This is a genomic window from Peribacillus sp. NPDC060253 (assembly GCF_042727425.1).
Classification (GTDB): Bacteria; Bacillota; Bacilli; order Bacillales; family DSM-1321; genus Peribacillus.
This window is the reverse complement of the sequence record NZ_JBHXAS010000142.1, coordinates 1-10,533: the sequence shown is the minus strand read 5'-3', so window position 1 is coordinate 10,533 and position 10,533 is coordinate 1. Positions and strand designations below refer to the sequence as shown.

The 10,533-nt window shown below is 35.8% G+C and carries 8 protein-coding genes and 1 pseudogene; 7 read left to right on the top strand and 2 right to left on the bottom strand.

The window, feature by feature from the left end:
• The first annotated feature begins 212 nt into the window (after positions 1 to 212).
• The 5 genes and pseudogenes from ACFWE9_RS23490 to ACFWE9_RS23470 all read left to right on the top strand — a co-directional run.
• Positions 213 to 965 (top strand): DeoR/GlpR family DNA-binding transcription regulator, encoded by a 753-nt coding sequence (locus ACFWE9_RS23490; protein ID WP_230162681.1) that lies wholly within the window; start codon positions 213 to 215, stop codon positions 963 to 965.
• 562 nt (positions 966 to 1,527) lie between these two features.
• On the top strand, positions 1,528 to 2,508 hold the full coding sequence (locus ACFWE9_RS23485; protein ID WP_230162683.1) for an ABC transporter substrate-binding protein: 981 nt from the start codon (positions 1,528 to 1,530) through the stop codon (positions 2,506 to 2,508).
• 80 nt (positions 2,509 to 2,588) lie between these two features.
• Positions 2,589 to 4,154, top strand: a complete 1,566-nt coding sequence (locus tag ACFWE9_RS23480; RefSeq protein WP_377359060.1) for a sugar ABC transporter ATP-binding protein — start codon at positions 2,589 to 2,591, stop codon at positions 4,152 to 4,154.
• A gap of 80 nt (positions 4,155 to 4,234) precedes the next feature.
• Positions 4,235 to 5,137 (top strand): ABC transporter permease, encoded by a 903-nt coding sequence (locus tag ACFWE9_RS23475; protein ID WP_225988884.1) that lies wholly within the window; start codon positions 4,235 to 4,237, stop codon positions 5,135 to 5,137.
• A 46-nt stretch (positions 5,138 to 5,183) separates the two neighbouring features.
• Positions 5,184 to 5,666: pseudogene (locus ACFWE9_RS23470) on the top strand (glycoside hydrolase family 32 protein); the annotation flags it as partial.
• Here ACFWE9_RS23470 and ACFWE9_RS23465 read toward each other — a convergent pair.
• Positions 5,610 to 7,193: a 3-keto-alpha-glucoside-1,2-lyase-like domain-containing protein gene (locus ACFWE9_RS23465; RefSeq protein ID WP_377359058.1), complete on the bottom strand. Its 1,584-nt coding sequence runs from the start codon at positions 7,191 to 7,193 to the stop codon at positions 5,610 to 5,612. The pseudogene ACFWE9_RS23470 and the gene ACFWE9_RS23465 sit on opposite strands and share 57 nt — an antisense overlap.
• Between ACFWE9_RS23465 and ACFWE9_RS23460 the strand changes: the two genes are divergently transcribed.
• Together ACFWE9_RS23460 and ACFWE9_RS23455 are read left to right on the top strand one after the other, a co-directional pair.
• Entirely contained in the window at positions 7,192 to 8,175 is a 984-nt protein-coding gene (locus ACFWE9_RS23460) for a glycoside hydrolase family 32 protein (RefSeq protein ID WP_377359062.1), read from the top strand. The two genes, ACFWE9_RS23465 and ACFWE9_RS23460, sit on opposite strands and share 2 nt — an antisense overlap.
• 117 nt (positions 8,176 to 8,292) lie before the next feature.
• On the top strand, positions 8,293 to 9,258 hold the full coding sequence (locus ACFWE9_RS23455; protein WP_230163125.1) for a carbohydrate kinase family protein: 966 nt from the start codon (positions 8,293 to 8,295) through the stop codon (positions 9,256 to 9,258).
• Positions 9,259 to 9,462: 204 nt separating this feature from the next.
• Here ACFWE9_RS23455 and ACFWE9_RS23450 read toward each other — a convergent pair whose 3' ends face one another.
• Entirely contained in the window at positions 9,463 to 10,077 is a 615-nt protein-coding gene (locus ACFWE9_RS23450; RefSeq protein ID WP_328167890.1) for a GntR family transcriptional regulator, read from the bottom strand.
• Between the last annotated feature and the right edge of the window lie 456 nt (positions 10,078 to 10,533).

The following is a 10,533-nucleotide window of genomic DNA, read 5'->3' as shown; positions in this document are numbered from 1 at the left end:
AAACTACGTCAGACTTAAACTGAACCGCCGTATACCGAACGGTACGTACGGTGGTGTGAGAGGTCGGAGGCTAGGCGCCTCCTCCTACTCGATTTATGGGGGTATCCCTAATAGTTCTCACATGTCACTGCAAAATTCTATATACTAAAATTAATTAAATTAGAATACACGAAGAACCTTTAAATATAAGTGTAATACGAGGAGGAGATATCATGCTTATTACGGAACGGCATCAATTAATTTTAAAGCTATTAAAAGAAAAGGAGAATGTTAAGATTCATGAGCTAGTAGAATTAACAAATACTTCAGAATCTACTTTGCGTCGTGATCTAGATCAATTAGAAAAGCAGAACTACTTAAAACGTGTACATGGTGGAGCTTCACTTTTACATAATAAACGAGACGAACCAAGTGTGTTTGAGAAAATAACGCAGAACCTTGAGGAAAAAGCTAAGATAGCAAAATATGCGGCAGAACTAATTTTGGACGGCGACTGTGTTTATCTTGATGCTGGAACAACAACGTATCAGATGATCAAACATTTAAGACAAAAAGATATTGTTGTCATTACAAACGGAATTGACCATTTAGATGCATTACTTGAAAATGAAATATGTACATATTTTATTGGTGGATTTGTTAAAAAGATTACCAAAGCAACAGTTGGACGTTATGCATACGAAAGTATAAAAAAATACAGATTTGATAAGTGTTTCATGGGTGCGAACGCTATTCATTATAATTTTGGATTGACTACCCCAGATCCAGAAGAGGCGCAAATAAAAGAAAGAGCCATTTTTTTGTCACGTGAGGCCTTTGTATTAGCAGATCATACAAAATTTGGAGAAGTATCATTTTCTAAGTTTGCAGATTTAAACCAGACAAAAGTTATTACGAATGAAGAAGGTACAATAACGTTAGGAAAATATAAGGAGAAAACGGAGATAATTATTGTGAGGGACTAAAAACTAAATTTGCTATCGTTGAAGGAAAGCTGGTATTCAAACTGTCTGATTCAGACATTTAGAATACCAGCTTTTTTTTGAAGGAGATTCTGAAATTTATTTTTTTTTTTTTGGAAATTTTCCCCTTTGTTGTATCGATATAATAAAGAATGCTTGATTTATTGTAATGTGGCAATTAAAAATGAGGGAAAATCTGCTCCATGTATTAAACAATCCATTTGAAAGTTTAATATTTTATGTTATTAATATATTTTTTTGGAATAATTGGAAGTATTGACAATTATAAACAGCTTTAATATAATCAAAATCAATCAAAACCAACCAAATTCATTCAATTATAATTCTAATGTGTAAAGGGTAATTATATTGTTATACACAATATGAAAGCGTTTTCATTCAATTAAGATGTCAATGTGAAAAACTATCAAAATCAATCATATTTCCATTATTTCAACCAAAAATATTCATTTAAGGAGGTGATCTAGTTTAAGAGATTGAGAGCGGTAACAATTTCTCGTTCTGTAGCTAATTATTTTCATCTTCAAAAACTAGGGGGATTAATATGGTGAAATATGTAAAAACACTAATGATACTAGTTTTGGCGTTTGTAATTGCCGCGATGACGGCATGTAGTGGGGCTAGTGAATCATCAAATGGATCAACAGACGGTAACGAAGGACAAGAAGGTAACAAACAATTAACGATTGGTGTAGCGGTGGGTAGTTTAGCAAACCCTTTCTTCGTCTCCATGGGTAAAGGTGCAGAAGAAGCAGGAAAAGAATTAGGTGCTGAAGTTCTAGTTGAAAGCGCTGAATATGATTTAGCAAAACAAGCAGCTCAAATTGAAAACTTTATTACGAAAAAGGTAGATATTATTCTTTTAAATGCTGTTGATACAAAAGGAATTGCGGCAGCTGTTCAACAGGCCAAAGCTGCTGATATTCCAGTAGTTGCTGTAGATACTAATGCTGAAGGTGGTGTCGATGCCACTGTTACTTCAGACAACTATCAAGCTGGTAAACTAGCCGGAGAATATGTGATTGAACAATTAGGTGGAAAAGGAAAAATAGTTATTATTGATGGACCTCCTGTTTCGGCTGTATCTGATCGTATTCAAGGATTTGAAGATGCAATAAAGGATTCCGAAATTAAAGTAATTGCGAAGCAAAATGGAGAAGGGAATCGCGAAAAGGCATTAACGGTGATGGAAAGTATTTTACAAGCTAATTCATCAGGCTCTATTGACGCTGTATTTGCGATTAATGATCCAGAAGCAATTGGTGTTGAAATTGCTCAAGAGCAAGCGAATCGTAAAGATGAATTTTTCATTGTCGGAGTAGACGGTGCTCCTGAAGCCACAGAAGCAATGGCAAAGGAAGAAAGTACAATTGCTGCAACTTCAGCTCAGTCACCTAGTAACATGATCAAAAAAGCTGTTGAAATCGGAATGAAAGTGAAAAATGGTGAAGAAGTTGAGGAGCTTATTAAAGTTCCAGTTGAGATTGTAACTCAAGATACATTAGATTCTTACCAAGGTTGGTAAGAATCTTTCAATAAATAGGCTGATAAGGATTACTCCTTTAATCAGCCTATTCAAATCAATATAAGGGGTGAGATAAAGGTATGGCTGTCAATGAAATGTCCCTTAAAGGCCAACAAAGTCTAAAAAAGCCAGTGTTAAATATGGAAGGTATTGGTAAAACATTCTCAAGTGTAACCGTATTGAACAATGTGAGAATTGAACTTTATCCAGGTGAAGTACATGCATTAATGGGAGAGAATGGCGCTGGAAAGTCAACTTTCATGAAAATCCTCGCAGGCATTCATACACCTGATGACAATGGTGGGAAAATCTACTTGAAAGGTCAACCAATTTTATGGAAGGACCCTACTGATGCAAGGAACAAAGGAATTAGTGTTATTCATCAGGAGTTAAACCTTTCTCCTAATTTAACAATAAGTGAAAATATCTTAATGGGTTCGACCTTTCCTAGAAATGGTTTAGGAATGGTGAAATGGGATGAGGTCCATGAACGTGCCCAAGAGGTGTTAGATTCAATGGGGTCGAATCTAAATCCACGCCAATTGGTTTCGACCTTAAGTGTTGCTCAACAACAAATGGTCGAGATCGCTCGAGCATTATCCTTTAATGCAGAGGTACTCATAATGGATGAACCAACCGCCTCTTTAACAGATAAAGAAATAAAAAAGCTGTTTGAAATTATTGATGATTTGAAAAAGCAGGGAGTTGCTATTGTATATATCTCTCACAGAATGGAAGAAATCTTTAAAATTTCTAATAGGTTCACTGTATTACGTGACGGCGAATGGATTGCAAGTGGGCCTATTGAAGAGACAAATCCTGATCATCTCGTAAAGCTAATGGTAGGACGGGATTTAAAGGACTTGTTTAATCGGTCAAAAGCTTTTGGTACAAAAAAACCAAAGGAAGTTTCACCTGTACTTGAATTGAAAAATGTTTCTGATAACACGATTGTAAAGAATGTATCTTTAAAAATTTACCCAGGTGAAATTGTTGGTTTAGCGGGGCTTGTTGGAGCTGGTAGAACAGAATTGGTTAGGGCTATTTTCGGTTTGTCCGAGTTGAAAAGTGGCGAAATATTGGTTGATGGTCAATCTGTTAGAATCAAATCCTCAATAGATGCTATTGCTAATAGGATTGCACATGTACCTGAAAGCAGGAAAGAACAAGGGTTATTTTTATCAATGTCCGTAAAAGAGAACATCATAATGGCTGAATTGAAAAAACACGCTAAAGCAGGAATTGTTAGTTGGAAGCAAGCAAACGAAAGCGCTAACCAATATATTGAAGACTTAAATATAAAAATAGCTTCCCCAGAACAGCAAGTATCAAACTTAAGTGGTGGGAATCAACAAAAGGTAGTGATCGCTAGGTGGCTATCAATTGCACCAAAGGTATTACTACTTGATGAGCCAACACGAGGGGTTGATATAGGTGCCAAGACTGAAATCCACAAGATTGTTTCAAAGCTTGCAGATGAAGGATTGGCCGTTTTAATGATATCATCTGAACTTCCTGAAGTATTGGGGGTAAGTGATCGAATACTTGTCATGAGTGAAGGAAGGTTAACAGGCGAGCTTTCGAAGGAAGAAGCTACACAGGAAACAATTATGCGTTTAGCTACCAAAGGGGGGAGAGAGAAATGAGAGGGAATACGCAAACTATTACACATTCACAACGCCTAAATATAGGAAATGTCCTTTATTCTTTATGGAATAGGCTTGGCATGATCATGATTTTATTATTATTGTGTGTAGTACTTTCATTTACAGCACCAAATTTTTTAGATACAGCCAATTTATTGAATGTATTAAAACAAGTTTCTATTATTGCTATTTTAGCTGCTGGGATGACAATTGTTATTTTAACTGGTGGTATTGATTTATCAGTTGGTGCAACAGTTGCTCTATCTGGCGTTATCTCAGTCATGGTCTCTTCTGCAGGAGTTAATCCTATTATTGCGATGTTATCAGGCGTACTAGTAGGGTATGCAGTAGGACTGATTAATGGATTTCTCACAGCCAAAGCAAAATTACCAGCATTTATTGTTACACTAGGCAGCTTCACATATGTTCGTGGACTCGCTTATGTCATTAGTGGTGGTTATCCAATTGTTTTACAAAACGAAACATTTAAATTCATCGGTGGTGGAAGTATTTTTGGAATCCCCACTCCTATTTATATCATGTCTTTAGTATATGTTGTGATGTTTTTTGTTCTTAAATATACGATGTTTGGTCGTCATATTTATGCGATTGGTGGCAATGAAGAGGCAGCTCGGTTAACTGGAATTAAGGTTGAAAAGTCTTTAATCAATGTGTATTCGATAAGTGGTTTACTAGCTGGTTTAGGAGGAGTCGTTTTAGCGGGAAGGTTGTTTTCTGGACAACCAACTGCTGGTCAAATGTATGAATTAGACGCAATTGCTGCTGTTATTCTAGGAGGAACAAGTTTAACAGGTGGAAAAGGGAAAATAATAGGAACAATTATTGGGGTTTTAATTATGGGGGTAATCAGTAATGGGTTAACTCTAATGGATGTCAACTATTATTGGCAGTTAGTTGTAAAAGGTGGAGTTATTGTAGCAGCCGTTTTATTAGATCGATTGCGCGGAAATAGTCCAGCATAACGATCACATGTCATTTTAGATTTTAAAAAAGGGATGTGAAATAAAAGTGAAGAGGATTATTAGTATTCTACTAATATGTTCAACTGTCACTTGTTTACCATTTAATAGTGCATATGCAGAAGACCCTGGGTATTATAATGAACCATACCGTAATCAATTTCATTTTTCTCCTGAAGCTAACTGGATGAATGATCCGAATGGTATGGTTTTTTATAAAGGTGAATATCATTTGTTTTATCAATATCATCCGTATGGAACGACATGGGGACCGATGCATTGGGGGCATGCTGTCAGTAAAGATCTTGTTAATTGGGAGCATTTGCCGATTGCTTTATCGCCGGATGAAAACGGTCAGATTTTCTCGGGGAGTGCTGTTATTGATTGGAACAATACAGCTGGCTTTGGAAAAGAAGCAATGGTTGCCATCTTTACGCATTCAGGGGATAAGCAAGTCCAAAGTATAGCGTATAGCCTAGACAAAGGAAGAACTTGGGAAAAGTATAAAGGGAATCCCGTAATGCCAGACCCTCCTATACAAGTCTTTCTCAGGCTCTTTGGCAACTTGGTCTACTTCATTTGGCATGGCCCCTTCATTATAAACATTAACATCATCCATGTTTAAATGACCCCAACCACCTGTAGCTTTGTCTACAGCTTTAATATATAACACTTCTCCAATGTATTTAGAAGCATCCCAGACGTATTTTTGATATTTTTCTTCTTTAAATTTGGTATTGGCTTGTCGAATTAATTCTTGATCATCAGAGGCTCTCACTAACGAAACATAGCGGTTGTTGATATCATTACCACCGCCCAACAGAAAGTTGATTTCTCCAGAGCCATCTAGTTTAAAATATGAGGAGTGCAGTTCACCTGTTGCGTCATCTCCCTTTTGAAGATCAGTAAACCCCCATAAGTGGTAGTTTCCTTGGTGGCCGAAATCTCCTCCCCAGTATGATGGTACATTTGTCACATGATCTTTTGTGAAAGCATTACCTTCGATTGTACTCCACCCAGTTAGATCACCTGTCTCAAAATCATGATTAGTAATTTCTTTCTCATTTGTCATGATGTTCTTACCAACTTGAACATCTTGGAATAACGTGGATGAATTCCAAACATTTAAGCCAAAATGCCCTGATGAAAAAGTTGAATCATTTACATCATGAATGAGATTACCATCTAAAGAAATTTTAATATTTTTTCCATGAGTGCTTGCTTTTAAATGGTACCTTTTATCTGTATCTAGATTTATTGTTTTTTCAGCTAGAATGGATATGTCTCCATTTTCGATTTTCATGATTTTTATTGTATCGTTTAAAGCATCGATATTCGCCATATAACCGTTTGTTGCATTAGGATCTGCACGAAAAACGAGCGAGCCAGCTCCATTGCCACCTTTTTCCCCAGATATCTCAATGTTTGCTTCATAAAAAAAGTTATCCCCTGTTTGACCACTCATTACAAAAGCATCCTCCGTAGAGGTTCCACTTTTTCCATCCATCGTGTTCTCCCAGCTTCCGTTTACATCTGTCCATTTTGATAAATTGGTTTCAAAGTTAGATGTATTCTTGAACTCCACATTTCGAAAGGCAGCCGTTGAATTCCACGCTGACAATCCATAGTATCCATAATCGAATTCTATATCTGTTTTTTTTATAACAGATTGATTGTTTACAGAGACTTGAATTTGATCCCCATCTGTTTCCACCTTCACATGGTAGGTAGTTGAAGTTTTGAGGGTAAAAGGTTTTCTCGCAATTTCCTCGTTTGTTCCATCTACATTCTTACTTAATGTTATGACATCGTTTTTGGCATCTAAGCTCGCAACATAGCCGTTCTTTGCACTCCTATCTGACCGAAAAACTAAACCGCCTGCCCCTTCTCTCCCATTCTTCTCATTAAGGGTAATATCTCCCTCATAGCTAAATGATTCACCTGTCTGGGATGACATGGTATAAGAAGTTCTGTCTAAGCTATTTGCTTGTATTCCACCATCTTCGCCGAATTCACTTGCATACACCCACTCTTTTAAATTAGGTGAGGTATAAAACATAATCTTATCCTTAGCCTCGAAAGAAAGCGGCATCCTTACAGACTGGTCTGCTGTTTCTGGAGAGTGGATACCTTCTACTCATGGTAGTAACGGAGGGATTTGGGAATGTCCTACTCTAATCGAATTACCAATTGATGGTGACCCTTCAAAAACAAAATGGGTACTACAGGTAAGCATTAATGATGGCGCTCCTGCAGGGGGGTCAGGTATGCAATATTTTGTAGGTACCTTTGACGGGAAAACGTTTAAAAATGAAAATCCTTCCGATCAAGTGTTATGGACTGACTACGGGGCAGATTATTATGCCGCAGTAGATTGGAGCGGAATTGAAGGTAAGAATGGCGAAAAATATTGGATTGGCTGGATGAGTAATTGGCAATATGCAAATAATACACCAACTTCGACTTGGAGAAGTTCAACGACATTGCCAAGAAAGATGGAGCTAACTCAGACAGATGAAGGTTTACGTTTAAAACAAACACCAGTTTCTTTAAAAACCATTCGAGATAAGAGTGAAAAAATTTCATATAAAAATAAAGTCATATCTGGTGAAAGTAATCTCCTATCTAAACTATCAGAAGATACATTTGAAATGATAGCTGAGTTTGATGTAGATGATATAAAAGCAACTGAATTCGGCTTTCAAGTTCGTAAAGGAGCAACTGAATATACGACTATTGGCTATGATGTTGCCACCAAACAGTTATTCGTAGACCGTTCAAGTTCAGGAAGCTTTGATTATGGGAACAATGTAGTTGGTAAGAATGACGGACCGTTAAATGCATTAAATGGGTCTGTGAAAATGCATATTTTCATTGACCGATCTGCTGTAGAAGTGTTTGGAAACAAAGGTGAAACGGTTATTTCTGATCAAATTTTCCCGGATCCATCAAGTAAAGGATTACAAATTTATAGTAAGGGTGGAGAAGTTACATTAAAGTCTCTGAAAATATACCCTTTAAAGAGTATATGGAAAAGATAAAGACTAAATTTCAATCCTATTAAAGAGGGGTTGATAGTAAGAGTTTATGAAGGCTGTCGAAAATGATCGATAGCCTTTCATTTTACCTAAATCACAAGAATGGAGAGTGTAATGTAAATGAATAAAACAAACCGCGCAGTCATATGCGTTGGGGAGCTTTTGATCGATTTTTATTGTACAGATATTGATGTTAATTTAATAGAAGGTAATCATTTTCTAAAGAAAGCCGGGGGTGCACCAGCGAATGTCGCAGCTACTATTTCAAAGCTAGGTGGGGAAGCGAGTCTTATTGGAAAAGTAGGAAATGACCCATTTGGATTATTTTTAATAGAAACGATAAAAGAAGTGGGGGTTGATACATCGATGATTGTTACTGACGATTTAGCACCAACTACTTTAGCATTTGTTTCTTTACAAGCAAATGGTGAAAGGGATTTTGTATTCAATAGAGGAGCGGATCGAAATTTAACAGAGGATAACTTATACCTAGATAGATTAAGTGGTGCAAAGATCATTCACTTTGGATCTGCAACTGCATTTCTGGAAAACCCTTTTAAAACAACTTATTTAAAGGCAATGGAATTTGCAAAAAATAGGGGGATATTTCTATCGTTTGACCCTAACTTCCGACATGATTTATGGAAAAATAGAGTGGCTGAATTTATTAGTTTAGCTAGAAAGGGTATATCAATGGCTGACTTTGTAAAAGTAAGCGAAGTAGAGCTTGAACTAATCACGGGAAAAATGGATAAATATGATGGAATAGCAATGCTCCATCATTTAGGGGTAAAAATAGTGGCTGTTACCCTTGGATGGGAAGGCACTCTTCTTTCAAATGGAAGTGGAATGAGTGTAATAAACAGCGTCGAAGTAAATTCAATTGACTCAACTGGTGCAGGTGATGCATTTGTCGGTGCTGCTTTATTTCAATTTGCAAATCTTGAGACCTATGACACAATTCTTAGTGATTTTAGTAAACTTAAAGAGATCATTCTTTTTGCAAATAAAGTAGGTGCCGTCGTGTGTACGAAGGTAGGAGCGATTTCTTCTCTACCAAACGAAGAGGATATATATAAGATTTAGTCTTCATTGTATTGTTTCGGATTGTGAAAAAATCGCGGTACACCTGGCTTAGGAGGTCTAGGTGCATCGCGATTATTAGTTTATATAAGCGGTTGTTCAAAAAAAAGCGATGGAAGTTCAGCAGCCACTGATATAATCTGTAAGTTGATAGGAAAGTTACCACTTTTCCTTCAATAAATCATTTTTGCATCAGAACCATATAACCTATATCATATCAATATGAGATATTTTCCAATGCTCATTCTTAATAAGTTGCTCTAAATTTTCTTTGTCTCTTTTTTTAAAGTAATGGATAATTTGTTTATGCTGTTCATTCATTTGTTCTAATACGGCAAAAAGTTTTTCTTCGTCTTTACTCAAATAAATTTGTCTAACAAAACTGTTTTGCAAAGAATTAAGAAGGTCTATTAATGTATCGTTTTTACACTTATCAATATAAACTTTATGGAATTGATTTTGGTATTTTTGATAATCTGAATAATTTTTTTGTGAAATTGACAGGTCAATTTTTTTAACCAACTTTTCCATTAGATCTATATCACTTTCTGTAATATGCGCTATAGATAATGAGGCTGCTAAGGCGTCCAGCACACCAACAACTTGAAAAACATCAAGCTTTTTATTTGTATCAAGTTCTTTAACGATAAATCCTTTTCGAGGAAAATACTCAAGTAAATTTTCTGAGGCTAATTGTATCAAAGCTTCCCTTACAGGAGTTCTGCTCACTTCTAATTTCTCGCTTAGTGCTACTTCATTTATTTTATGCTTAGGAAGCAATGTTCCATTCTGAATTTCTTCAGCTATATGATTATATACAATGTCTTTAAGTGATTGGTATCTCTTTTTGATAGTCCTTCTCCCCTATGCTAAAAGTTGATATCATCTATTATACAATATACAATATAAAATTGAAAATTCTTGATTTTTATATTAGCATCGGCTGCTAAATTCTTCAATAGATCTACTGTTTTGTAATATAGTAACTCACTATTACTTGCATTACTATCAGCCTCTAAGTTGAACATGAAGCGAATGGAACCGAACATAAGAATTTCTCATTTTAAATGAATTTAAGGAATGAGGGTGAAGGCGAACATTTAAGACTGCTACATGGATATAGAATATGGAGCATTATTAAAAACTAGCTGTTTTAATTTGAAAGTATTTTTAAAATTAAATTAATAAAACATTGAAATGGCGAAGAGTCCAGTGTATTATATTTCATAATACGAATGATATTTCTGATTATTCAGCATATTATACAATATATAATAT

Bases quoted from the DNA above. Each gene is read 5' to 3' on its own strand.
- ACFWE9_RS23490 (WP_230162681.1), top strand. From the start codon at position 213: ATGCTTATTACGGAACGGCATCAATTAATTTTAAAGCTATTAAAAGAA.
- ACFWE9_RS23485 (WP_230162683.1), top strand. From the start codon at position 1,528: ATGGTGAAATATGTAAAAACACTAATGATACTAGTTTTGGCGTTTGTA.
- ACFWE9_RS23480 (WP_377359060.1), top strand. From the start codon at position 2,589: ATGGCTGTCAATGAAATGTCCCTTAAAGGCCAACAAAGTCTAAAAAAG.
- ACFWE9_RS23475 (WP_225988884.1), top strand. From the start codon at position 4,235: ATGATCATGATTTTATTATTATTGTGTGTAGTACTTTCATTTACAGCA.
- ACFWE9_RS23465 (WP_377359058.1), bottom strand. From the start codon at position 7,193: ATGTTTTATACCTCACCTAATTTAAAAGAGTGGGTGTATGCAAGTGAA.
- ACFWE9_RS23455 (WP_230163125.1), top strand. From the start codon at position 8,293: ATGAATAAAACAAACCGCGCAGTCATATGCGTTGGGGAGCTTTTGATC.